Origin of the sequence: Paraburkholderia ginsengiterrae (assembly GCF_001645125.1) — a bacterium.
Lineage (GTDB): Bacteria > Pseudomonadota > Gammaproteobacteria > Burkholderiales > Burkholderiaceae > Paraburkholderia > Paraburkholderia ginsengiterrae.
The window spans coordinates 15,236-40,082 of sequence record NZ_LXKA01000209.1 but is presented as its reverse complement, the minus strand read 5'-3'; the positions used below and the strand labels follow the sequence as shown (position 1 = coordinate 40,082).

Genomic DNA, 24,847 nt, shown 5'->3' with positions numbered 1-24,847 from the left:
GCATTGCTAACCCGGCTGGACCGGATCTCCAGGTGTGACAGCAAGCGCTTCAAAGAGGAATAGCAACGATGGTGCCCTCAAGGCTCCCACCGATTTGATCACCGTCCAGGTGAGACATGAGCCTGTGCATTATGTGTGGTTGTGATTTGACGTTTGTGCTCCCGCACTTCGCCGGCGGCGATCTGCGCCGCGACAGGCTTCGTCAATTCCCGGCGGCCAGGCGTTTTGACACGATCTGGGCCGTCGGGCACCGCGCTACTACTCAACCTTGAATTGCCCAATGGCAAATGCCAACGAGCTTGCCTGTGCCTGCAAGGAGGTCGCCGCCGCTGCTGACTGTTCAACAAGCGCCGCGTTCTGCTGCACCATTCCATCGAGTTGCATGACCGCAAGATTGACCTCCTGGATCCCGCGTGTCTGCTCTGTCGTCGCACGAGCGATGCCTGAGATGACCGATTGAACATCGACGGCATTGGCGACAATCTCGTTCATCGCCTCGCCCGCTTGACGCACCTGGAACGATCCCGAAGCAACGCGTGAGACCGTCGCCTCCACAAGTTGCTTCACTTCGCGCGCAGCCTGTGCGCTGCGCTGCGCCAGGCTGCGGACCTCATGTGCGACGACTGCGAAGCCGCGACCTTGCTCCCCCGCACGCGCGGCTTCGACAGCAGCATTGAGCGCGAGAATGTTGGTCTGGAACGCTATGCCGTCGATTGCGCTAATAATTGCACCGATCCGGCCCGACGCTTCCTCGATCTCTCCCATTGTGCCGACCGCGTCAGACACAATCTCACCACCGCGCGAAGCGATTTGCGTCGCGATGCCTGATCGCTCGTCCGCCTCGCGGGCCGCTGCGGCCGACTGATCGACTGTCCCCGAGATTTGATCCATCGATGCGGCGGTCTGCTGCAGGCTCGCCGCGGCAATTTCATTTGCAGCGGCACGCACCAATTCGCTAGCACCACGGATGTCTAGCATAACGCTTTGAAGTTTTGCGACGAACTGATTGAACGAACGCGCGATGTTCGCCACTTCGTCCCTGCCATCGTCGGGCAGGCGCTGCGTCAGATCGCCCGTGCCCGAGCCGATAGCTGTCATTGCTTGACAGACGTGTCCGAGACGACGGAACGCAGTCGTGGTAATGGCCACCCCTATAACGGACGCAATAGCGACGATAACAACGAGAGACACCAGTGATGCACTCAATAGGGAACGCATTCCGGCCGTCGCCTCGGACTCGTCGAGGGCGACCACAATGTTCCAATCAGTCCCCGGCACATCGTGTGCACGTAGCAACTTTGTTCTTCCGTCGATCGCGAGTTTCATCGGTGCTTTCCCCGCGCCAGCCGAAGCGGTTGTGCCCCCTGCGAAATCCGCCACAAAGTCGGTGACCGATTTGAACCGCAGCTTTGGATCCGGATGCGCAATCACACGGCCACCGCGATCAATCAGCATGCCGAAACTTTCCGGAGTCGGATGAATTGATTTTACGTTCTCAACCACGCTGTCCAGCGCGACATCGCCCACCAGCACAGCCTTCAACACGCCGTCACGTATCACGGGAATTGCCAAAGCCACCAGCAACGCCCCGCTCGTGCTGATGTAAGGGAGAGCAACCGGTTTGCCCGCCTGGGCGGCGCTTTTGTACCATGGGCGGCTAGTCGGATCGTAGCTGGAAGGAATATTCGGCCAGTCGGTGAACTTTGCGGTTCTGTCCGGGTAGCCGACTCCGACGTCAAAGAACCCCCCGGCGACGGCGATCTGTTTAAGCATCGGCCCCGGGTCGGCCGCTAGCACGACATCCTGCAACGATGAGACCATTCGAGTCTTTCCGGCGATCCACTCGCCGATGGCGACGGCATGGTCGTTGGCGGACGACGTCAAGTCGTGGTCGATTGCAGCCTTCATATTCGACTTCGCAATTGAATAATCTGTGGCGGTGCTGGAGACGACGGAGAAAACTACCAGCGCTACGCATGCAAGAACAACGCGCGCACGAATGGACGATAGCATCGTATGGTCTATGTCTTATGAATTAACTTGCATCCGCGAGAGTGCACCCGCGCTTGGCGCTCTAAAAAAAGCCCGCAGACATGGACTGCCTGCGGGCGAAGCTACACCAAGGACGTGATTCGCGGACGATTGGCGGCGTCATGCCGGACGATAAATCGCGTATACCTTCGCGACCTGCTCGCGACTTTCCCAGGTGCACTGCGCGCCTTGCTCAACGAGGAAAATGTCACCGCGCTCGAAAGTGCCCGTTCTGCCGGATTCGTCTACGAATGTGACACTGCCTTCCAGGAGATACATCAGTTCGCAATGGCGATAAAACATTGCACTACGATGATAGGGGGTTGAATCCCAGGTGCCGCAGACAAATTCTCCATCCGCAGAGCGGTAGTCCGTGAAGTTGCGGCAAACCGGCGCTGGCGTCAGTAGCAATTCCGCGGGCGGCGTGCCCGACGGCTCCAATTGCGGCGCGTGCTGGATCGGCACAATCTTCCCGTCAGCATACTGACTGCCGTGGTAACGCATGAAGATGACCGATGCGGCCCCTCGCGCCGACCAGGAAAACTCCGCGCCATGACCCAGCACCGCGCTGTCGCCTGGCCCCAGCGTTAGCACGCGCTCTGCTTGCGTCAACGTGATCTCCCCTTCCGCAACGATGATGAATTCATCTGCCGGCTGAGGCGGCACCACACCGCATCCTGCGTCGAGCGCTATCACGCCCGCGCTCACCGGCCCTGGCGGCCAATCCAGAACGCGGCGACTGGAAAGGAAGCGACTCTCGTCGGTCGAACCAATCGCCTCAATCCCTTGGCTTTTATCTGACACGAACTTCCGTAGATCGATAAACGATCGGGAGCTACAATGCTCCGCTACTGCTTGCTGCAATTTGGACATGTTGTGTTCCAGTTGTTCAGATTCTTTTTGCCATACGCAGGTTGTGTTAGGTCGCGCTTGGACCTGGGGCGGCACAAATCGGGTATGGCATGACTCGGCTTTCAGTTCTAACGTTTTGTTGGCGCACGTTTGTGCATTCCGCCGCCCTCGAGTCGCACCTTAGCTCACCGTCCAGCGCTCGGCGGAGGGAGTCAGTAGCGGAACGCCGAACGAAGATGCTGGGCGTCGTCCCGCAGCATCGCTTGAAATGGCGGCCGAAATGGCTTTGATCGAAGAAACCCACCTTCGTCGCGACGACCGTTCCCGGCACGCCTTTGAGCAATAGCGTCTGCGCGCGCTGAATCCGCAGCCCACACAGATAGCGGTACGGTGACGATCCATATTGCTGCCGGAACACCGTCGCGAAGCGCGAGACGCTAAGCACGGACAGCCCGGCGAGTTGGGTGAGCGTCACCAGTTCGTCGAAATGGGCTTCGATGAAAGCGCGCGCGGCATTGAGGCTGATGGACTTTTTCATGACGTCACGACGGTCGACCGGGCAGCCGTTTGCTCCTTGAAACGATGGATGGAAAACGCGTCGAGGGGAATGGCCGTACGGCCCGTATCGACGAGTTCCGCCATCGTTTCGCCGACGCCCGGGCCAATCTGAAAACCCGAGCCGCTGAAACCGAACGCGTAGAACAGACCGTCAACCTGACTGCTCGGACCGATCACCGGCTCGCCGTCGGGCAGATAGCCCTCCACCCCGCTCCACACGCGAATCACATGCAGCGGCGCCAACGCGGGCACGAGCCGACGCATCTGCGCCAGTTGCCGCACGGTGTTGATTGGCAACACCGAGGCGCGGCTCGTCACGGGATCGGCCGGCCCGGCAGGACCGCCGCCGACGATGAGGTTGCCGCGCGGAATCTGGCGGAAATAGATGCTCTCCTCCTTGATCGACGTGAACACACCCATCGACAACCTGAACACGTGCGGCACCGGCTCAGTCACGCACATTTGTGGTCCGAGCGCGGTGATGGGCGCCGTTTCGCCGAACTGTTCGGTAAGACGCGTTGCCCACGCGCCGGCGCAGATCACGAGTTGCGCGGCCCAATACACGTGGCCGCGCGCGCTTTCCACCCGAAACCGCCCGCCATCTTTTTCCACGCGCACGATCTCCGTGTCCTCGATCACCTGCGCGCCGAGCCGCACCGCCGCGCGGCCGAACGCGGGCGCGGCGAGCCGCGGGTTCGCGTGGCCGTCGAGCGGGGAAATCGAGGCGGCCAGCACCTCGCGCCCGAGAAACGGAAAACGCCGGAACATCGCTTCGCCGTGCAGGACTTCGAGTTCGAGACCGTACGCGCGCGCGTCGATCGCGTACTGATCGAAATTCTCGACGTCCTTCTGGTGGTAGCACACGCGTGTATGGCCCGACGGCAGGAACTCGATGTCCTCTCCGAGCAGTTCCGCCGAGCGTTGCCACGTGCGCAGCGCGCGGTTGGCCATTGCCAGTTGCGGCAATGCTCGGCCTTGCCGCCGGATGCCGCCGTAGTTCACGCCGCTCGCCTGCTGTCCGGTGAGTCCGCGTTCGAGCAGGATTACGGAGCGGTTGCGCTGGCGCAGGAAGAACGCGGTCGTGGTGCCCATGATGCCGCCGCCGATCACGATCACATCGGCTTCGTTACGGGTCGTTGCGCTCATTCGATCACCTCGTCGCTCACCTCGGCGTTCATCACTTCGGTCAGCGCCACCGGCAGCGGTTTGACCGGTGCCTGGCCGCGCAGCCGTCCCACTGAAAACAGAGGCACGCACGCCGCCGCCGCGATGATTTCCGCGCCCGCATGACCGCAATAGCGCCCCTGACAGCGGCCCATGCCCACGCGCGAAAACGCCTTCGCGCGATTGGCTTCCTGCGCGCCGGCCGCGCGCACTACGCGACGCAGTTCACCCGCCGTAATCGCCTCACAACGGCAGACAATCGTTTCGTCCGGCAGCGACGCCGCGAATTTCGCCGGCCATGGAAAGGCTTCGCGCAAGCCTGCGGCAAAACGCGTGAAGCGCGCGAGTTCGGCTCGCAGGCGCTCCCGCTCCGCGCCTTCGACCCGCATGCCATGATCGCGCAACGCCGTCAGCGCGGCGAGACGGCCCGAACGTTCGGCGGCGTCCGCGCCGCGCACCCGCGCGCCGTCGCCCGCCAGATAGACGCCCTTGATGCTGCTACGGCCGTCGGTGTCGATTAGCGGCAGCCACTGTTGCGTATTCTCGTCGAACGAAAAACGACAGCCAGCAAGATCCGCGAGTTGTGTCTCGGGCCGCAGGTGATAACCGAGCGCGACGGCATCGCACGCGAACTCGAGACGTGTGCCGCCGGGCAGCATCACCTCGACGCCGCTCACACCGTCTTGCGGCGAGCCCTTGATCTCGACGGGTTGCACGCCGCGATGAACCGGCACGCGTGCCTTTGCCAGCACACGCGTCAACGCAATGCCTTTCCTGAGCGCGGCGGGAATCGCCAGCAATTTGGGCAACGCGGCAACGCGCTGCCCAAACGTCGACGTATCGAGCACCGCAGCAAGCCGTGCGCCCGCTTTCACATATTGCGCGGCCACAAGATACAGAAGCGGACCGCTGCCCATCATGACGATGCGCGAACCGATCGCGCAGCCTTGTGACTTCAGCGCAACCTGCGCGCCGCCGAGGCTATACGTGCCGGCCTGGTGCCAGCCCTTGACCGGCATCAGCCGGTCCGTCGCGCCGCTGCAGACGATCAGCGCGTCGAACGCGAGCGTGTGATACCGCGTCCCGCTCACCAGGTGCACGGTGTTCGGCGAGATGTTCCAGACGAGTGTTTCCGGCAGATAGTCGATCTTGCTCTTCAGCGCATCGAAGCTCCGATGCAACGACGCGGCGCGCCCGGCCTCGGTGCCATAGAGCGTTTCGTAGCTGCGCGAAAACCCTTCCGGCTGCCGCCGATAGATCTGCCCGCCGTCACGCCGCCCCTCGTCGATCACGGTCGGCCGCAGCCCCGCTTCGACCAACGCCTGCGCGGCGCGCACGCCCGCTGGCCCGGTGCCGATAATGACTACGCGCGGGGCCATACACCCTCCGCGGCTTCCGCCAGCTTCGTGACGATCGACATGCCCGGCATCACCGGCGTGCTGCACGCCCGCACCCGTTCGCCTTGCGCGGTCCAGACCCAGCAATCCTGGCACGCACCCATCAGACAGAAGCCGGCGCGCCGGCCGTCGCCGAATTCGGAGTCGCGCAATGTGCCCGTACCGGTGAGCAACGCGACTATCAGCGTGTCGCCTTCGGCGGCCTCGCGCACGACGCCGTCCACCGTGATGGGAAAAGTCTTGCGGCCCGTTTCCGTTAGCCGCACGAATCGCTGGTTCATGCCGGGATCGTCTCCAGGGCTTGCAAACGGCTGAGCTCGGCAGCCGAATGGTGGCAAAGAATCTCAGCGCCGGAAGGCAGTTTCTTCAAGGACGGTGGCGTTGTGTTGCATAAACCGTCGATGCGCACCGGGCAACGCGCGCGGAACGAGCACAACGCGGGGACAGCGGCGCTTTCGCCCATCGCCGGCAATGCGCAGGCAGCGACATGGCGACGCGCGTCGAGCCAGCCCGGTTTCAACGCAGGCACCGAATCCACGAGCAGACCCGTGTACGGATGATAGGGTGGCGAGGCGAGCACGTCGCACTGTCCCGCTTCCACTCGCTGCCCCGCATACAGCACGATTACTTCGTCGCAGATGGCGCGTACGGTCGAGATGTCGTGGCTGATGAACATGTATGAAACGGCCAACTCGCGCCGCAATTCCGCCAGCAGGTCGAGGATCGCCGCGCCGACCACCGTATCGAGCGCGGACGTCACTTCGTCGCAGAGAATCAATGCCGGGTCGGCTGCAAGCGCGCGCGCCAGATTCACACGCTGCTTCTGACCGCCGGAGAGTCCGGCCGGCGTACGCGTGGCGATCGAGGCGGGCAGCTTCACCAGGTCGAGCAGTTCCAGCATGCGTTTCTTCGCGTCAGCACCACGCAGATGGTGATAGAACGCGAGCGGCCGGCCGAGAATATCCGCGATCGAATGACTCGGGTTCAGCGCCGTGTCGGCGTTCTGGAACACGATCTGGATCTGCCGGTACTGCTCGGGTGTGCGGCGCGACATCTGCGCGGGCAACGGCTCACCGTTGAACAGCACCTCGCCGCGTGTACGGTCCACGAGCCCCGCCACCACACGCGCGAGCGTGGTCTTCCCCGAACCCGACTCGCCGATCACGCCGAGCGCGCTGCCGCGGGGAATAGAGAGGCCTACGTCATCGAGCACACACACGGCAGGCATGCCGGAGCGATCGATACGGCCATACCCTGCGGCCAGTCCCCGAATTTCGAGCACCGGCGGAACGTGCTTGCCGGCCCGCTGTGGCATTTCAGACGACGCCTCCGGGTGGCGCGTCGCGGCGAGCAGTTGGCGCGTGTAGGCATCGACAGGTGCGTCGAGCACCTGCGCGACCGCGCCGTTCTCCTTCACCGCACCGCCGTTCAGCACCACGATGCGGTCCGCCATCTGCGCGACCACCGCCAGATCGTGCGACACGTACACAGCGGTTGTGCCGAGTTCGCGGATCACTTTCTTGAAGGCCGCGAGCACCTCGATCTGCGTGGTCACGTCGAGCGCGGTAGTCGGTTCGTCGAACACGACGACAGCCGGGTCGGTGATCAACGCCATCGCGGCCATCAGGCGCTGCAACTGACCACCGGACACCTGGTGCGGATAACGGTCGCCGATCATATCGGGTGCCGGCAGCGCAAGCGCGCGGAAAAGGCCCGCCGCTTTGGCACGCGCGGCCTCCTTCGTCATCAGCTGATGCAACAGCGCCGGCTCGGTCACCTGATCCATGATCGTGCGCGCCGGATTGAAACCTGCGGCCGCACTTTGCGCGACATACGCGACAGTGCGCGCGCGCAAGGCGCGGCGTCCTTTGGCATCGAGCGACAGCACGTCGATCTCGCCGATCCGCACCGAGCCGCCGCTGATCGAACAGCCCGCCCGCGCATAGCCGAGCAACGACAATGCAATGGTCGTCTTGCCCGAACCCGACTCACCGATCAGCGCCAGCACCTCGCCCTTCTTCACCGAAAAGTCGACACCCTTGACGATCTCGGTTACCGGCCCCGGAGCCGCACCCGCGGTAACCCGCAGTCCCTTCACTTCGATCATGTCCCGCTCAGCACGATCAGCCATCATGCACCTCCGTGGCTACGGCCGCGACGCCGCAAGTTATCGATCAGCAGATTCATGCCGATCGTCAGCGTCGCAATCGCGACAGCCGGCATCAAGACGGCAGGCGCGCCTTCCGACAGGCCGCCGATGTTTTCGCGCACAAGTGATCCCCAATCGGCATTCGGCGGCTGCACGCCAAGGCCGAGGAAACTCAGCCCGCTCAGCAGCAGAACGATAAACACGAAGCGCAGGCCGAAATCGGCAAGCATCGGATGGATCATGTTTGGCAGCACCTCGACCCGCGCAATATAGAAAATGCCTTCGCCGCGTGCTCTGGCCACCTGCACATATTCGAGGCCCATCAGGTTGACCGCCAGCGAGCGCGAAATGCGGAACGCGCCGGGGATGTAGGCGAGAGCGGCCACGGTCGTCAGCATCGGGATCGACGAACCGAATGCGGCGATCACTACGAGGGCGAGGACCTTGCTCGGAATCGAAATGATCGCGTCGAACAGGCGGCTCAGGATTTCATCGACCCAGCGGCCGGACACCGCCGCCAGCAGGCCGAAGAACGTGCCGATCACACTCGCGAGCACCGCCGCGGCCAGCGCGAGACCAACCGTGTAGCGCGCGCCGTAGAGAATGCGGCTCAGCATGTCGCGCCCCAGATAGTCGGTGCCGAGCGGATACGCGGCGCTGTAGCGGCCGAAAATTTCCGTCGAGGTGAGCGTGCCGCCCTTGTACGGCGCGACCAGCGGTCCAATGAACGCGACCACCAGCCAGATGGCCACCATCAGCAGGCCGATCAGACCAAGTATGGAGAAACGGTGCGCAAGGTGTTTGAGCATGCCGTGTTTCGGCGTCACCGCTTCCACAGGCGCGGGCTCGACGACCACTTCGTCGTGGCACACGTCGTATAGCTCTGTGGTGGCGTGAGGAACGTGATGCGGTACGTGATTCGGATTGGTAGATTGGCTCATCATCGACGCAGCCTCGGGTTGGACAGGATTTGACACAGGTCGGCGATTAACACCAACGTGAGATACGCCGCGCAGAACACCATCACGCAGCCCTGCACGAGCGGCATGTCGCGGTTGGTCACCGCGTCCACCATCAGGCTCGCGAGGCCGGGATAGTTGAAGATCGACTCGACGATCACCACGCCGCCGAACAGATACGACAGACTGAGTGCCACGGCGTTGGCAATCGGGCCGATGGTGTTCGGCAACACATGCCGCCACACCACACGCACCGGCGAGGCGCCCTTGAGCAAGGCCATTTCCACGTACGACGCATTGAGCTGGTCAAGCACCGCCGCGCGCGTCATGCGCGCCATCTGCGCGACGAGCACGCAGCACAGCGTCATCACCGGCATCGCATAGATGCGCAGCAGCGCGCCGAACGAATGCACTTCTGACAGGTATGACAGCGCCGGCAACCAGCGCAGCTTCACGGCGAAGATCAACACCGCGACGGTCGCGATCAGGAACTCCGGCACGGCCACCGTGGAGAGCGTCAGCACGTTGAGCGTGCGGTCGAGCAGCGAGCCACGGAACATGGCCGAGGCGATGCCGATCAGCAAGGCCACTGGCACCGAGACCAGCGCCGTCAGACCGGCCAGCACCAGCGAGTTGGGCAGGCGCGTCGCGATCAGCTCACTGACCGGCAGATTGTTCGACAGCGAAGTGCCGAAGCTGCCGCTGACGATATGAAAGAGCCACTCGAAGTAGCGTTGCAGCGCAGGCTGGTCGAGACCGAACTGATGCCGCAATACAGCGACGGCCTCCGGGGTTGCCGCCTGGCCGAGCGCCTGTTGGGCGGCATCGCCGGGAAGCAGTCCCGTGATGCCGAACACGACCGCCGAAACCAGCAGCAGCGTGAGCAGCGCAAGGCCGAGGCGCGCGACGATGAGTCGTTGCGCATGGGTTTTCATCGAAAGTCTCCTCCTGTTATATGAAGCAACGCGCCGCTTGGTAGCGGCGCGCCTGTTACGGCTATCGCGGGTGTTGCCGGGTTCGCTCCGTTTGGTTTTCGAGTCCGCCGGGCTGGAAAGCTTTCGATTACGCCTCCAGCCAGACGTTTTCCGAGAACATGAAGCCCATCAGGCCGGCCAGCGGAATCGAGCCGAGTCCCTTGAGCTTGTCGGTATGGGCGTCGAGGGAACTCTGGAACATCGGAATGCCGATGCCGCCGGTTTCATGCACCAGCACCTGCATGTCGCCATAGATCTTCTTGCGCTTGGTATCGTCCGGCTCGCCCCGCGCCTGAAGCAGCAGCTGGTCGAACTTCGGGCTCTTCCAGTTCGCTTCGTTCCAAGGTGCGTCGGATTTGAAGAACTGGGTGAAGATCACGTCGGCGCTCGGACGCGCGTTGACATTGCCGAAACCCAGCGGATGCTTCATCCAGTGATTCGACCAGTAACCGTCCGCTGGGACGCGGCTTACCTGCAGGTTGAGGCCCGCCTGCGGTGCAACCTGCTGAAGCAGCATCGCCATTTCGACCGAACCGTCCGCGGCCGGCGACGCGAAGATCTGCAGCGGCGCGCTGCCGAGCTTGGCCTTCTGGAAATAAAATTTCGCCTTGTCAGGATCGAATGTGCGCTGTGGGAGACCCGCGAGATAGTACTTATTCGTCGGGTCAATCGGCTGGTCGTTGCCGATTGCGCCATAGCCCTGGAAGATCGCCCGGCGCATCTGCTCGCGGTCCTGCAGGTACATCATGCCGCGCCGGAAATCGCCGTTGCCGGTAATGCCGGCTTCGTCCCGAACAATCAGGTCGGTGTACTGGCCGGTCTTCGTCTCCAGCACGGAGAAGCCGCCGGCGCCCTTGATCTGCGTGGTCGAACGTGGGTGCACCGCGTTGATCAGTTGCACGTCGCCCGAGAGCAGCGCGTTCACACGTGCCGATTCGTCGCCAATGCCGACCAATTCGATTTCGTCCAGATGCGGCAGGCCCGGTTTCCAGTACTTCTCGTTTTTGACGCCGACGGTGCGCACGCCCGGCGAGAATTCCTTGACCTTGAACGGGCCGGTGCCGACTGCCGTTTTGAAGTCCCTGGTGCCGTCCTTGATGATCTGGAAATGCGAGGTGGCGAGAATCACCGGCAGATCGGCGTTCGGACCTTCCAGCGTGATCGTCACTTCGTTCGGGCCCGTCGCCTTCACTTCCTTGATCTGATCGGCCAGCGTCTTCGCTTTCGACGCCGTCGCCGGATCCTTGTGACGCATGATCGAGTACACGACGTCCGCCGGCGTGAGCGACTTGCCGTCGTGGAATTGCACGCCCGGACGCAGTTTGGCGACCCACACGGTGGCATCCTTCGTGTCCAGCGAAGTGGCGAGCGCCATCTTCGCGCCGAGATGCGAATCGAGTTCGGTCAGGCAGTTGTAGAACATGAAGCCGCGGACATAGTCGGTGGCAAGCGCGCCCTTTGCCGGATCGAGCGTGTCGGCGGCCGAAGCGGACTGCGTCGCCACCCGGATCTTGCCGCCCTGCTTCGGCTTCGCCTGGGCGAATGCCGCGCCGCTCGCAGTCAGAAGACCGGCGCCAGTCACCGACATCATCCCAGCCGCGGCTACCGCGCGCAGCACGTCGCGCCGCGAGGCGCCCCTGGCCGTCAATTGCTCCAGCTCGTGACCGGGTTCAGATACGTCGTGCTGTGAATTTTTCTCTTTCATCGTATGTCTCCGCGAGAGTGGCAGTTGTGATGGTTGCGTGAGGTTGACTAATGCCTACAAAACGCAAGTACAACAGCAGCGCTTCAATAGAAGATGTCTTTGATACGGTAATACGTTCCCACGAGCGGCAGGAACCAGGGCTTCCCGGTGTGGCCCGGAATCGCGGGCCATTCGGACTCGCCCCACGGGTTGCTGTCGTCGCGGCCATCCATCACGTCAGCCATCACCTGACCCATATGCGTTGACATCTGCGTACCGTGGCCGCTATAACCCATCGAAAAATAGATGCCGTCGTGCTGCCCGGCATGCGGCAGACGGTCGGCGCTCATATCCACCAGACCGCCCCAGCAATAGTCGATGCGCGCGTGGGCCAGCATCGGAAACATCGCGGCGAGGCCTTCCTGCAGAATGCGTCCGCTCTTCGCATCGGACGGCTGTTCGGACGCTGTGAAGCGCGCGCGGCCGCCGAACAGCAAACGCGAATCGGGTGTCACGCGGAAGTAGTTGTGCATCAAACGCGTGGTCGTGTACGCGCGCCGGTTCGGAAATACTTGCGCCAGCAACTGCGGCGACACGGGCTCCGTCACGACGATGAACGAACCGACCGGCGCGAGACGGCGCCGATACCAGCCGAACGGACCGTGCCGCGACGGTCCGGTGGCGATCAGCACCTGCTTTGCGCGCACTTCGCCGCGCGCCGTCGTGATCCCGAAGCCGCCGCCTTCTTTCACGATCGCCGTGACCGCCGCGTTCTCATACAGCTTCGCGCCGCGACGCACCGCGGCATCGGCGAGACCGACGGTGAACTTGCCCATATGCATCTGGCCGCCGTGCCGTTGCAGCAGTCCGCCGTAAAAACTGTCCGACTGGATTTCACTGCGGATACGGTTACGGTCGATCAGTTCGATGTCCGTATCGACTTCACGCCGGATCGCCTCTGCCGTCTTCTCCAGATGTGCGAGATGGTGCGGCTTGGACGCAAGCTTCAGCTTGCCGGTCGCGACGTAGTTGCAGTCGATGTTTTCCTCGCGGATCAGACGCTCGACCGTGTCGACCGCATCGGAAAACGCGCGATAGCAGGCGCTGGCCCGCTCGACGCCGAGTTGTGCGACAAGTGCGACGAAATCCTGCGCGACACCGGTATTGACCTGCCCGCCGTTGCGCCCGGACGCACCGCCGCCGATGCGGCCGGCGTCGACCACCGTCACTGCGGCGCCGCGCTTGCCCAACGCCTGCGCCGCCGACAGTCCGGTGAAGCCGCCGCCGATCACCACCACATCGGTCTGACCTTCGACCGGACCTTCGCACGCCGAGAGCAATGGCGGTGCAGTGTCGAGCCAATAGGAATCGAGCTTCATCGGGTTTGTCCTTGAGTGGGGCAATGAGCGAGGGGGCTGGCTGTTTTCAGCGTATTCAAGCGGAGCCTACAGACCAAGTTCCGAGGCCAGATGCGGAATATCGCTGACTTCATAGTACTGGTAGTACGGCGTCGAAGGCTCGTGGCCGCGGTTGACGAATGCCTTGTGCTTGACTCCCATGTCATGCACGGTCATCAGGTCGTAACGCAGGCTCGACGACACGTGCAGCACGTCTTCCGGATTGCAGTTCAGCTGGTCGAACATATACTCGAAACCCTGCATGCGCGGCTTGTACGACTGCGCCTGCTGGGCTGTGAAAACCGCATGAAACGGCGCGCCGAGCTTGTCGACGTTGTGCTGGATCTGGTCGTTCGACGCGTTCGACAGGATCACCAGCTTGTACTTCTTCGCGAGGCGCGACACACCTTCCGGCACATCCGGATGCGGACCCCAGGTTGGCACCGCTTCATAGATGCTCTCGGCGCCCGCTTCGTTGAACTCGACGTTCATGCGCTTGCAGGCGCGGCGCAGCGCGTTGACCACCACGTCGCGATACGGCTTCCAGGCGCCGAGCACTTCGTCGCGGCGATAGCCCGAGTAAAACGCCACGAGCTTCTCCAGATCTTCCGCGTTCAGCAGATGGCCGTACTGTTCCCGCGTCATGTCGGCCATGTGGAATTTGGTCAGGGTGCCGTAGCAGTCGAAGGTGATGTATTTCGGTTCGAAGTCGATCATGGTGTAGTCCTATGGTGATGGCGAACTCGCATCGGAGTTCATTGGCGAAAACTGCGTTGCATGGGACCGGAGTAAGCGCTTTGCATGGGACCAGAGTAACGCGCTAAAGCGCGAACTCTGGCCGACAGCTGAAGCGCTAACTCCGGTCGACAGGCAAAGCTCGTTCCTGTAAAAGATTTAAGCAGCGCAAAAAAATAGATGTTCCCGATTAGGGCGCTGCCGGTGACACAAACCATGCGTTTTGGGGCTTCCGGCAGCACAGAATGCGCCACTCAGGTCGAAGCCTTGTCCCTGCTGGGTTTGCGGCCAGCGCCAGACTTGCTGGCGCCTCCTTAGGTCCGCAGGTCGATCAGCACGCTCTTGAAGCGCAGGTTTGCCTCGTAAGCCTGGCGGCCGAGGTCCTTGCCAATGCCTGAGCGCTTGTAGCCACCGGTTGGGATCATGAAATCGGAGGTGCGGCCGTAGCGGTTGACCCAGACCGTCCCTGCTTCGAGGCCGCGCACGAAGCGCAGCGCCCGGCCGAGGTCGGCGGTGTGCACGCCGGCAGCGAGCCCGTACTCGGGGTGCTGGGCGAGCGCGAGCGCTTCTTCTTCGGTGTCGAAGGTTTGCAGTGTCAGCACGGGGCCGAACACTTCTTCACGCACGGCTTCGGAGTGGGCCGTGACGTCTGTCAGGAGCGTCGGTGTATAGAACGCACCATGCGCCCCACCCGCCGGCCCGCTGTCAGCCCGCACGCCGCCATAGCGCAGCGTTGCGCCCGCCTCCAGCGTGCGTCCGACGATCCCTTCGATGCGCGCGGCCTGCGGCGCCGAGATGATCGGCGACAACGTGGTGCCGGCGGCCCATGTCGCGCCGGGTTTCAACTCGGCGAAGACCTTGCCGATGCGCTCGGCAAGCGGATCCGCCAGGCTTCGTTCTACCAACAGCCTCGAGCCCGCCACGCACACCTGGCCGGCATTGCCCGTGATCGAGCCTGCAATACGGCGCGCCACGTCGTCCAGACGCGGCGCGTCGGCGAAGACGATTTGCGGGCTCTTGCCGCCCAGTTCGAGCGTGACCGGTTTGGTGCCACTATTGGCGCAGGCGGCCATGATCGCGGCGCCGGTGCGTGTGGAACCGGTGAAGGTGACCTTGCTAATCTTCGGATGGCGCACCAGTTCATCGCCGGTGACGCGGCCATCGCCCTGGATGACGTTGAAGATGCCGGCCGGCACCCCCGCCTGCACGGCCAACTCGGCGAGCCGCAGCACCGAGAACGGCGTCATCTCCGAAGGCTTCAGCACGACGGCGTTGCCCGCCGCGAGAGCGGGCGCGATCTTCCACGACGCCATCACCAGCGGGAAATTCCATGGCGCGATTGCACCGATCACGCCGTACGGCTCGGCGATCGTCATGCCGAGGTGGTCGTGATCGGTCGCGGCCACGTCGCCACCCAGCTTGTCGGCGAACTCGGCGTAGAAGCGGATGCCCTCGGCGGTGAACGGCACGTCCCAGCCAACTGCCTGAGCAATCGGACGCGTCGAACCGAGCGCCTCCAGACGGCCTAGGAACGGCGCGTCGGCTTCGACCAGCTCGGCGAAGCGGCGCAGGATCTTCGCGCGCTCACGCGGCGCCATGCGCGCCCAGCCGCTCGTTCTGAAAGCCTGCCACGCGCTCTCCACCGCGCGGTCCACCATCCCGGCGCCGGCGAGCGGCACGGAGGCATAGATCACGCCATCCGAGGGGCGCGCCACCTCGATGCGGCGCTCGCCGCCGCGCTCGTTCTCGTCGACATACTCACCGCCGATGAAATGCCCGCTGCGAATTGCGACGTCGTCCGGATTGAAGCTGTCCATGAGAAATGGTTTCCTGAGTGACTGGCTGAATGTCCACGCGAGGGCTTTTGACAACGCCGCGGCGATGACGAAATCATAGAGCCGTGGGCGCGGCATATGTCGCCGATAAAGATCCCCACGCAGCAGAACACGCCCGTAATGAGCGAAGAAACGTGGCGTTTTGCATCGATTTGCGATGCGGCCCTTTCGGGCGGCTAGGATAGAAAGATCGTCCTAGTCACATCGCGCACTGGATGACAGAGTGACGGCGTAAGTCTTCAGTCATTCAGGAGTACGGTGTGTCCGATTCGATTACCTATCGACGCTTCACTCACGAAGACATCGCCGCCGCGCACGCGCTGACCGTCGAGCTCAAATGGCCGTATCGCGTGGACGACTGGCGATTCGTGGCGCTGCTGGGTGTGGGGTTCGTCGCGGAAGACGCGAGCGGCGTGATCGGCACGGCGCTATGCTGGAAATACGGCGCCGACCGGGCCTCGCTCGGCATGGTGATCGTGTCGCCCGTGCAGCAAGGGCGCGGCATCGGCAGGAAGCTGATGGAGCTGGTGCTGGAAGAACTCGGCGGCCGGGTCACGTTTCTGCACGCCACCGTTGCCGGTCAGCCACTGTATGAAAAGCTCGGCTTTCGCGCGGTCGGCACGCTCGACCAGCATCAGGGCGCCGCATTCCAGCCGCCCCTCGTTTCCTTGCCGCCCGGGGAGCGCCTGCGCCCACTCGGGTCGAGCGATACGGCAAGGCTGGTCGAACTGGCCTCGCAGGCAAGCGGCCTGGACCGTGGAGAAGTCTTGCCCGCACTATTGAGCGCGGCCGATGGCATTGCTCTCGATCGCGACGGCGAACTGGTCGGCTTCGCGCTGTTTCGCCGCTTCGGGAAGGGCTTTGCGATCGGACCTGTGGTCGCGCCCGCGTCGGAGGATTCGAGCCGGGCCAAGGCCCTCATCCGCCATTGGCTCGCTCTGAACGAAGGCGTGTTCGTGCGTATCGACACCCCGGGAGAAAGCGGTCTCACGGAGTGGCTGGAAGAGTTGGGGCTGCCGCGGGTAGACACGGTCGTCAAAATGGTCCGCTCGGGCGCAGTGGGCGAAGCCGCCAGCAGCGGCCACGACGCGCCCTATCTGCAGTACGGCATCATCAATCAGGCGATCTGCTGACCCCATCATGGCCTTCCTTTATAAAGCCGACCCGGCGCGTGGCGCGCAATGGGCCAAACTCTTCGCGCAGAAAGCGCCGGACCTGCCGTTCCACGTCTGGCCCGATCACGGCGACCCGGCCGCGATCCGCTACCTCGCCGCCTGACAGACGCCGGAAGATCCCACCCGCACCTTTCCCAACCTCGAAATCGTGTTCTCGGTCGGCGCCGGCATCGACCAGTTCGACCTGTCAGGCGTGCCGGCCCATATCCCAGTGGTGCGGATGATCGAGCCGGGCATTATTGAAGGGATGGTCGAGTACGTCACGCAAGCCGTACTAACGATCCATCGCGATCTGTTCGACTATGGTCTTCAGCAACACCAGCAGGTCTGGCGCGAACTGCCGCTCAAGCCGGCCAGCACTGGCCGCACCGGCGTGTTGGGGCTCGGCGTGCTGGGGACGGCGGTGCTGGACAAGCTGCGGCTATTCGGCTTTGCCTGCGCGGGGTGTAGCCGTTCGCCGCGTGAGATCGAGGGCGTCGATTGTTATGCAGGTGAAGGCGCGCTGGATGCGTTTCTCGTCCGCACCGACATCCTGATCTGCCTGTTGCCGCTCACGCCCGCCGCCCGAGGCCTGCTCAATGCCGGCTTGTTCGCGAAGCTGCCGCGCGGCGCGTCGCTGATTCAAACGGGGCGCGGTCCGCATCTGAATCAGCCCGATCTGCTCGCGGCGCTGGACAGCGGCCAGTTGCAGAACGCGATTCTCGACGTCACCGATCCCGAGCCGTTGCCCGCCGGTCATCCGTTGTGGACGCATCCACGCGTGCGCATCACGCCCCAAATTGCCAGCGCGACGCGGCCCGAGAGCGCGGTCGACGTGGTGCTCGAGAATCTGCGCCGCCATCGCGAAGGCCTGCCGATGCTCGCTCAGATTGACCGGACCCGGGGATACTGAGTGTGGTGCTGAATGAAATGCCCAGCCGGCGCGGCTTTTCAGCGTCCGCAGCAGAAAATGCTGAGGCCGCGCATCAAAACGCGTCGTGCGCGCTTTTCCGGCAATTGTTTAGGTGAGCAGGCGATCGTCGCTGGTCAGTAGTATGGAGCGGTCAACAGCCCCTTCCCGCGACGAGAAACCAACATGCCGATCCAATCGCTCATCGAAGCCGACCGCAAGCATCTGATTCACCCGGTCATCAACTACCGCGCGCACGAGGCACGCGGCGTCACCGTCCTCGAGTCCGCCAGCGGCGCGTTTCTGCGCGACGCGGAGGGCAACGAACTGCTCGACGCGTTCTCCGGCCTGTGGTGCGTGAACGTGGGCTACGGCCAGCAGAGCATTGTCGAGGCCGCCACGCGGCAGATGCAGAAACTGCCCTACGCGACCGGTTATTTCCATTTCGGCTCGGAGCCGGCCATCGAACTGGCGCAAAAGCTGGTGGACGTATCGCCCGCTTCGCTGCAACACGTGTACTTCACGCTCGGCGGCTCCGACGCAGTCGACTCGGCCATCCGTTTCATCACGCATTACTTCAATGCCACGGGCCGTCCGTCGAAGAAGCACATTCTCGCGCTGCAACGCGGCTATCACGGCTCATCATCGATGGGTGCGGGGCTCACCGCGCTGCCCGCGTTCCACCGCAACTTCGATTTGCCGCTGCCGACCCAGCATCATCTGCCGTCGCCGTACGCGTACCGCAACGATTTTGCCAATGACGCCGCGCTGATCGCCGCTTCCGTGGCCGCGCTCGAAGCGAAGGTGGCGGAGCTCGGCGCCGACAACGTCGCCGCGTTCTTCTGCGAACCGATCCAGGGCTCGGGCGGCGTGATCGTACCGCCGGTCGGCTGGCTCAAGGCGATGCGTGAAAGTTGCCGTAAGCTGGGCATCCTGTTCGTCGCCGACGAAGTCATCACCGGTTTCGGCCGCACCGGTCCGCTCTTCGCCTGCCAGGCCGAACACGTCGAGCCCGATCTGATGACGGTGGCAAAGGGCCTGACCGCGGGCTACGCGCCGATGGGCGCCGTGCTGATGTCCGACGAAATCTACCAGGGCATTGCGGACGGCGACGCCGAAGCGATCGTGGGTCATGGTCATACGTATTCGGCGCATCCGGTGAGCGCGGCGATCGGTCTCGAAGTGCTGCGTCTTTATCACGAAGGCGGTCTGCTCGCGAATGGCGTGGCACGCGCGCCGCGGTTTGCACGCGGTCTCGACGCGCTGCTCGCGCATCCGCTGGTGGGCGACTCGCGCCATCGCGGCCTGCTCGGCGCGCTCGAACTCGTCGCGGACAAGGACAGCAAGGCGGGCTTCGACCCGGCGCTGAAACTGTCCGAACGAATTGCCGCTGCCGCCTATGAAAACCGCCTGATTTTCCGCGCATTCGGTGACAACATTCTCGGTTTTGCACCGGCGCTGTCGTATACCGAGGCGGAGTTCGACCTGCTGTTTGAACGGCTCGAAAAAACCCTCGACGATGTTCTCGCACAAGCCGATGTGCGCGCCGCGCTGAACGTCAAAACTCATGCCACCGCATGCTAGAGTAGAGGGCACTCCCAGCCACTTACCCCACTCGCCAAAGCGACGACGTTACGATGAGCAGCGACTGCAAGCTGGACCGGATTGATCTACGCATACTCTCCCAGTTGCAGAAGAAAGGCCGCATAACCAATGTCGAGCTGGCCGACGCGGTCGGCCTGTCGCCCAGTCCGTGCCTGATCCGGGTCAAGCGTCTGGAGAAAGCCGGCTACATCATCGGCTACGGTGCGCAGATCCAGCTCGAAAAGCTCGGCGACGTGCAAATCGTCTTCACTGAAGTCACGCTCGCCGATCACCGGCGGGAAGACTTCATCAAGTTCGTGAATGCGATCAAGGACGTCGACGAGATCGTCGAGTGTCATCTGGCGAGCGGCGGCTACGACTACCTGCTGAAGTTCGTCACGCGCAGCGTGAGCCACTACCAGAGCGTCGTCGAAGGTCTGCTTGAGCGCGATATCGGTATTGACAAGTACTTCAGCTACGTGATCATTAAGTCGCCGTTCGTGAAGAGGCACTACCCCCTCGAAGCGCTGTTCTCGCAGAATCATCACTAGGCGTTGCTTTGTCTGTGATCTCCCGGATCTTGCCGCTCAGGTTCTCTTTACCGCTCGGCAAGCCCGGCCATGTCCACGCCGGCCGCGTCGTCGGCCGACGGATTCCATTGCACGAATTCCTCGCTCAGATAGTCGACGCACGCCCGCACCCTCGCCGGTTGCGCGAGCCGTGCCGGATTGACCGCCCACAGATTCGCCGGTGGTGTGACCTCGGGCAGCACCTGCTGCAACCGGCCGCTCTCCAGCGGCGGCCGTACGTCCCACATGGAACGCAGCACGATGCCGCGTCCGGCAAGCGTCCATTGCACGGCAACTTCTCCATGATTGGTCGACAGCGGCCCGGTCACCTTGATCGACACGGCTTCGCCTCGCACGGTCAACCGCCAGAGCCCGAATGGATGGTCGCGCTCCTTGATCACCATGCACGCATGCGAGGACAGGTCGGCAAGCTGACGGGGCGCGGAGAGCAATTGCCGTGAGTATGGCTAGCTGAATTCACGAACATCCACAGATACCGTCGCTTTTGCGGAAGGGTCGAGTGCACGGGGATCCAGACGGAAGAACGAAATCGCCTGATTCAGTTGCCGCCCCTGACCTTCAAGCGATTTCGAAGCGGCCGCCGCTTCCTCCACCAGTGCCGCGTTTTGCTGGGTGACTTCGTCCATCTGCGTGATCGCCTGATTGACTTGCTCAATGCCGCGACTTTGCTCCCCGGACGCGGCAGCAATTTCACCCATGATGTCGGTCACGCGTGCGATGGCCTGCGTGACCTCCGCCATCGTTTTTCCAGCGTCACCGGCAAGGGCCGAGCCATCGTGGATCCGCTGCACAGAAGTATTGATCAGATCCTTGATTTCCTTCGCCGCGCTGGACGAGCGCTGCGCGAGGTTGCGCACTTCGGTCGCGACCACAGCGAACCCGCGCCCCTGCTCACCCGCGCGCGCGGCTTCGACCGCTGCGTTCAGCGCGAGGATGTTGGTCTGGAAGGCAATGCCTTCGATGATGCCAGTGATCTCGGCGATTTTCGTCGAACTCTGGCTGATGGGGCCCATCTTATCGGCTACCTTGTTCACCACCTCCTTGCCCTTCCGGGCGACTTCCGAGGCATTTGCCGACAGGCCGCTCGCCTGCTGCGCGTTCTCCGCGTTCTGTCTAACGGTTGCGGTCAGTTCCTCCATGCTGGCGGCCGTCTCCTGCAACGATGACGCCTGCTGTTCGGTTCGGGATGACAGGTCCACATTGCCCGATGCGATCTGGCTTGAGCCGGTTGCAATACTGTCTGCGGCCGTGCGAACCTCTCCGATCAGCCGGACCAGACTTCCCTGCATCACACCCATTGATGCCAGCACGCTTCCGGCAGGAGCTTCTTTCGCGCCTCTGACGGGGCTGAGATCACCCTCGGCGACACGTTGCGTGACTTCGCTCAAGGCGCCGGGCTCGGCCCCCAGCGCGCGTGTCAAGCTGCGTACGATCAGCACGCCAGCCACTATGGCTACAAATACGGCGACCAGAGAGATGACCATGAGCACAATGCGCTGATTCGCGAAGTGGTCAACGTCTTGCTGAACCACCGACGCAGTCGCACAGCCCGGCAACGAGATTGCGCGATGCCAGTGGTTTGTGCCGTCGAAGATCGCCACACTGTCGGCCAGCGTTCCTACACGTGGCATCGTCGAACTGCTGTTTCCGCATGGACGGATTCAGGTAGTTACGCCATCTGGTCAGACAGGGGCGCCCGCGGGCGAAAGCGTGGCAATCGCGGCGAAATAAAGATCCGGTGCGCGTCGAGGACATGTCGCACTTTCCCGTCACATGCGTGCAAAGGGCACCTGGCAACCTCGAACCGGTGTGATCGTTGACGGATCGTGCCCGCACGGTGGGACGCTGAATCGAACTGCCCCCGCAGGCGTATCCTGGTGTATGAATGGCGGCCAGCTGATGCCTGCGACTGCCTTCGGCACCTCCCGCTAGAGCGCGTGATCCCGCGAGGTGTCACATGAAACGTATGTACGATTATCTCGGATTCGAATTCGAGGTCAGTGTCGAAACGAATCTCACGGTGGCCGATGCCGGCAAATCGCGTGAGGCACCCAGGTATGTGGCGGTCGTGACGATCAGTAAGGCGGGCGAGCCCGTTTCATGTTTCACGCCCCCGCGGCCCGTTCCGGAGCGAAGCAGACGCCCTGATGAGCGGCTTTTCCCCTGGGCGTCGTCTGATCGACGACCTGGGACGCGGGGACGGCGACTAGCATTCTGCCTGCGCCTCATCGATCTGCTTCACACGAGTGATCCGCACCTCCCTTGTTAGCTGACTCGCCGTGCGCTGACGCACGAATGCCTGCGCCAATTTTCCGGACAATGGCGTATATTCATCCGACTACCTGCGGCGCTCATGGACCGGTGTGCGGCGCAAGGGTGCAAGTGTGTCGAGCAAACCGGAAATACGACGGCACAACGGGGGCGCAGCCATGCCGACGACATTCACGCTGATCGATCTGGCGGGTTCGATCGCGCTTCTGCTGCTGGGCACGCAGATGGTCCAGACAGGTATGCAGCGGGCATTCGGTGCAAATCTTCAGCCGCTCCTCGCGCGTTCACTACGCAACCGGGGACATGCCTTCCTTGTCGGCGTGGGCGCGACGGCTGTCACGCAAAGCGGTACGGCAACCGGCTCGATAATGGCGAGCCTGGCCCCAACCGGACGCGTCGACCTCGTTCCTGCGCTTGCCATGATGCTCGGAGCCAACGTCGGTGCGACGCTGATCGTGCAGGTGCTGTCGTTCGACGTGGCGGCGGTCTCACCGGCACTGATACTCGTCGGCGTACTGATGTTCCGCAGGTCATCGAACGCTCGGGCTCATGATCTGGGCCGTGCGTTCATCGGACTGGGCCTGATGCTGATCGCGCTGCACGAACTGCTCGACCTGATGACCGAGTACGAAGACGCGCCCAGCCTGCGCATGCTGCTGGGTGCTGCATCCACCGTGCCGCTGGTGGATGTGCTGCTGGCGGCAAGCCTGAGCTGGGCGGCGAATTCAAACGTCGCTGCCGTGCTGCTGGTCGCGTCGCTCTGCGCCAGAAACGTTGTGCCGCCCGATACCGCATTCGCGCTGGTGCTGGGGGCAAACCTGGGCACCGCAATCAAACCGGTGCTCGAATGGACCGGGCCTGACGATCCTGCAACAAGGCGACCTCCGGTTGGCAATCTTCTCATCCTGGCGACGGGCGTCACGCTGGTGCTGGTTGCACTCGGGCCGATCGGGCGGTTTATGGTGACGATGGAACCCGACAACACGCGGGTGGTAGCCGACTTCCATACGCTGTTCAATGTGGTCCTGGCCGGGCTGTTCCTGCCACTACTGACGCCGTACGGAAACTTCCTCAACCAGTTGATGCCGGCGCTCATCAAGGTCACTGACCCGCCCGGCCCGTTCTATGGCGAGCAGACCGGAATGCCCGTTCCGCAGGATGCGCCCCAAGGTGCAACGCGTCCAGCATCGCGCCTCAAGGCCGCCCCAGGCGAACTGTTGCTCGAGGTCCGTCAGCGTCTGCGGGAAAACGACCCGGTTTCCCGCAGAGTCGTCCGTCAGCGCAACGACGTTCTGGATGTCGTCGGTTTCAACGGGCGGGAACGGCTGCCGTCACGCGACGCGGTCCGGTATCAAGAGGACGAACGGCGAGCCGATGCTCAACCAGGACCTTCAATTCGCGACGGGGATACACCGGGCAACAGCGTCAGGATTCGTGAATGCGGGCAGCATATGCTTGAAAGCACAACTGACGACGGTGTGCTCCTGCGGTACGAGGCAGCCCGATCGATCTGGCTGACACTCCAGGACCTCCGGATCGTGCGGCAGGCGGAACCCACAGCAGGAAAGACAGCATCGACGCTGGCAACGTACATTCAGGGTACCGCGCATCTGGACGACGGCTATCTGTGTTTGATTGGCGAACCTTCGACCAGGCGGCAGGCCATCAGCGTCACGTTTGCCCCGCAGGAACTTGATGAGCGCGATCATCGAGGCCTTCGCGAATGGCAGGATGCCCTGGGCATCACGTTTTCAGACGTCCCCCTCGGCACGGCCAGACTTGGCTATAACGCTGCTGATCATGAGATGCGGGAGCCCGGCCAGTGGTGGGCATCGTTCCACGTACCGGCAGGCAGCATGCAGGGCCTCATCGAGGGTATTGACGCCGCGCGGCTCACGGACGTCAGACTCGCGCTGTCCCTGAAGAATCTTTATGCCCTCACGCCGGAAGTCGCAAATGCGCATGACGACGCGTGCGTGTTTCTCAGACCAGACAGTGTCAACGCAACCGGTTTGCCCGAAGTTGCGACAGGCTATGTGACCCACATGGCTTTCGAGCTGGCCGGGATCCGGCTTGGCGCTCCTGAGGGAGTGGGTTCGCGTGACGATGATACGTTGCCCGGCCGTGGTGGCATTCAGGAAACCGGCGCTGTTCGCGCGCTTGATGAGAAAGTGGGAAGGCTGGTCATTCTGGTGAAATGGCTGGCCGCACTCGTCATCGTGCTGCTTATCGTTTTTGCATTCGTGAGGCATTGAACGGGTGCGACCGCCGGCGCTGCAGTCGCATCGGCTAGCCTGAATCCGGACATCGACCCGTCAGTCGCGAAACGGCATAGTTGTCTACCGCTGCGGTTTCGAATCATTCCTCTATCCGCAAGTCCCTTGCCACTTGAAGCCAGAACTGACGCCGCCTACGCTGAAAGAGGAGCGCCGGGTCGTGGGGGTCATGAAGCGCGGGAAGCGAACACCTGTGTGTCACGGGGAACGACAATGAAAATGTCTCACAGATTGCGGTCCGATTCGGCAGGGCCGGTTTGGGGGGTGATTCTGGGCCTGTTCCTGATGGCCGTCGGGATCGGTTTATGGATATATGCGAAGTCTATG

The 24,847-nt window shown here is 63.0% G+C and carries 17 protein-coding genes and 3 pseudogenes; 5 read left to right on the top strand and 15 right to left on the bottom strand.

Features of this window, described 5'->3' with window-relative positions; all coding sequences use genetic code 11:
• Positions 1–258: 258 nt before the first annotated feature.
• From A6V37_RS15675 to A6V37_RS15615, 13 genes are all read right to left on the bottom strand, one after another.
• Positions 259–2,013: a methyl-accepting chemotaxis protein gene (locus tag A6V37_RS15675; RefSeq protein WP_064270007.1), complete on the bottom strand. Its 1,755-nt coding sequence runs from the start codon at positions 2,011–2,013 to the stop codon at positions 259–261.
• Positions 2,014–2,151: 138 nt separating this feature from the next.
• Complete coding sequence (locus tag A6V37_RS15670) at positions 2,152–2,904, bottom strand: cupin domain-containing protein (protein ID WP_064270006.1); 753 nt, start codon at positions 2,902–2,904, stop codon at positions 2,152–2,154.
• Positions 2,905–2,950: 46 nt separating this feature from the next.
• Positions 2,951–3,421, bottom strand: a complete 471-nt coding sequence (locus A6V37_RS15665) for a helix-turn-helix domain-containing protein (RefSeq protein WP_064270005.1) — start codon at positions 3,419–3,421, stop codon at positions 2,951–2,953.
• Positions 3,418–4,587 carry an NAD(P)/FAD-dependent oxidoreductase gene (locus A6V37_RS15660; RefSeq protein WP_064270004.1) on the bottom strand — a complete coding sequence of 390 codons (1,170 nt, stop codon included), beginning with the start codon at positions 4,585–4,587 and terminating at the stop codon, positions 3,418–3,420. Before A6V37_RS15660 ends, A6V37_RS15665 begins: the two co-directional genes overlap by 4 nt.
• On the bottom strand, positions 4,584–5,984 hold the full coding sequence (locus tag A6V37_RS15655; protein WP_064270003.1) for an FAD/NAD(P)-dependent oxidoreductase: 1,401 nt from the start codon (positions 5,982–5,984) through the stop codon (positions 4,584–4,586). The genes A6V37_RS15660 and A6V37_RS15655 overlap by 4 nt, the downstream gene beginning before the upstream one ends.
• A complete protein-coding gene (locus A6V37_RS15650; protein ID WP_064270002.1) occupies positions 5,969–6,283 on the bottom strand; it encodes a (2Fe-2S)-binding protein in 315 nt (104 codons plus the stop codon). The genes A6V37_RS15655 and A6V37_RS15650 overlap by 16 nt, the downstream gene beginning before the upstream one ends.
• Positions 6,280–8,133 carry an ABC transporter ATP-binding protein gene (locus tag A6V37_RS15645; RefSeq protein WP_425262280.1) on the bottom strand — a complete coding sequence of 618 codons (1,854 nt, stop codon included), beginning with the start codon at positions 8,131–8,133 and terminating at the stop codon, positions 6,280–6,282. The genes A6V37_RS15650 and A6V37_RS15645 overlap by 4 nt, the downstream gene beginning before the upstream one ends.
• Positions 8,133–9,095: an ABC transporter permease gene (locus A6V37_RS15640; protein ID WP_064270000.1), complete on the bottom strand. Its 963-nt coding sequence runs from the start codon at positions 9,093–9,095 to the stop codon at positions 8,133–8,135. Before A6V37_RS15640 ends, A6V37_RS15645 begins: the two co-directional genes overlap by 1 nt.
• Positions 9,092–10,045 (bottom strand): ABC transporter permease, encoded by a 954-nt coding sequence (locus tag A6V37_RS15635; protein ID WP_064269999.1) that lies wholly within the window; start codon positions 10,043–10,045, stop codon positions 9,092–9,094. The genes A6V37_RS15640 and A6V37_RS15635 overlap by 4 nt, the downstream gene beginning before the upstream one ends.
• Positions 10,046–10,172: 127 nt before the next feature.
• Positions 10,173–11,789 (bottom strand): ABC transporter substrate-binding protein, encoded by a 1,617-nt coding sequence (locus tag A6V37_RS15630; protein WP_064269998.1) that lies wholly within the window; start codon positions 11,787–11,789, stop codon positions 10,173–10,175.
• A gap of 83 nt (positions 11,790–11,872) precedes the next feature.
• The gene (locus A6V37_RS15625; protein ID WP_064269997.1) at positions 11,873–13,147 is read right to left on the bottom strand and encodes an NAD(P)/FAD-dependent oxidoreductase; all 1,275 of its coding nucleotides are present in this window, start codon (positions 13,145–13,147) and stop codon (positions 11,873–11,875) included.
• Positions 13,148–13,213: 66 nt separating this feature from the next.
• Positions 13,214–13,882 (bottom strand): haloacid dehalogenase type II, encoded by a 669-nt coding sequence (locus A6V37_RS15620; protein ID WP_064269996.1) that lies wholly within the window; start codon positions 13,880–13,882, stop codon positions 13,214–13,216.
• A 332-nt stretch (positions 13,883–14,214) separates the two neighbouring features.
• The gene (locus tag A6V37_RS15615; protein ID WP_064269995.1) at positions 14,215–15,717 is read right to left on the bottom strand and encodes an aldehyde dehydrogenase family protein; all 1,503 of its coding nucleotides are present in this window, start codon (positions 15,715–15,717) and stop codon (positions 14,215–14,217) included.
• 278 nt (positions 15,718–15,995) lie between these two features.
• On the opposite strand from A6V37_RS15615, the gene A6V37_RS15610 reads away from it, so the two are divergent.
• The 4 genes and pseudogenes from A6V37_RS15610 to A6V37_RS15595 all read left to right on the top strand — a co-directional run bounded on the left by A6V37_RS15610 (position 15,996) and on the right by A6V37_RS15595 (position 19,934).
• Positions 15,996–16,868 carry a GNAT family N-acetyltransferase gene (locus A6V37_RS15610; RefSeq protein ID WP_064269994.1) on the top strand — a complete coding sequence of 291 codons (873 nt, stop codon included), beginning with the start codon at positions 15,996–15,998 and terminating at the stop codon, positions 16,866–16,868.
• Positions 16,869–16,875: 7 nt separating this feature from the next.
• Positions 16,876–17,802: pseudogene (locus A6V37_RS15605) on the top strand (2-hydroxyacid dehydrogenase).
• Between the two features lie 183 nt (positions 17,803–17,985).
• Positions 17,986–19,383: an aspartate aminotransferase family protein gene (locus A6V37_RS15600; RefSeq protein ID WP_064269993.1), complete on the top strand. Its 1,398-nt coding sequence runs from the start codon at positions 17,986–17,988 to the stop codon at positions 19,381–19,383.
• Between the two features lie 53 nt (positions 19,384–19,436).
• Positions 19,437–19,934 (top strand): Lrp/AsnC family transcriptional regulator, encoded by a 498-nt coding sequence (locus A6V37_RS15595; protein ID WP_064269992.1) that lies wholly within the window; start codon positions 19,437–19,439, stop codon positions 19,932–19,934.
• A gap of 47 nt (positions 19,935–19,981) precedes the next feature.
• Here the strand turns inward: A6V37_RS15595 and A6V37_RS43180 are convergent.
• Positions 19,982–20,395, bottom strand: a pseudogene (locus tag A6V37_RS43180) (LysR substrate-binding domain-containing protein); the annotation flags it as partial.
• Positions 20,396–20,419: 24 nt separating this feature from the next.
• Positions 20,420–21,487 (bottom strand): annotated as a pseudogene (locus A6V37_RS15585) (methyl-accepting chemotaxis protein); the annotation flags it as partial.
• Between the two features lie 915 nt (positions 21,488–22,402).
• Here A6V37_RS15585 and A6V37_RS15580 point away from each other — a divergent pair.
• On the top strand, positions 22,403–24,499 hold the full coding sequence (locus A6V37_RS15580) for a Na/Pi cotransporter family protein (protein ID WP_064286123.1): 2,097 nt from the start codon (positions 22,403–22,405) through the stop codon (positions 24,497–24,499).
• Positions 24,500–24,847 lie beyond the last annotated feature (348 nt).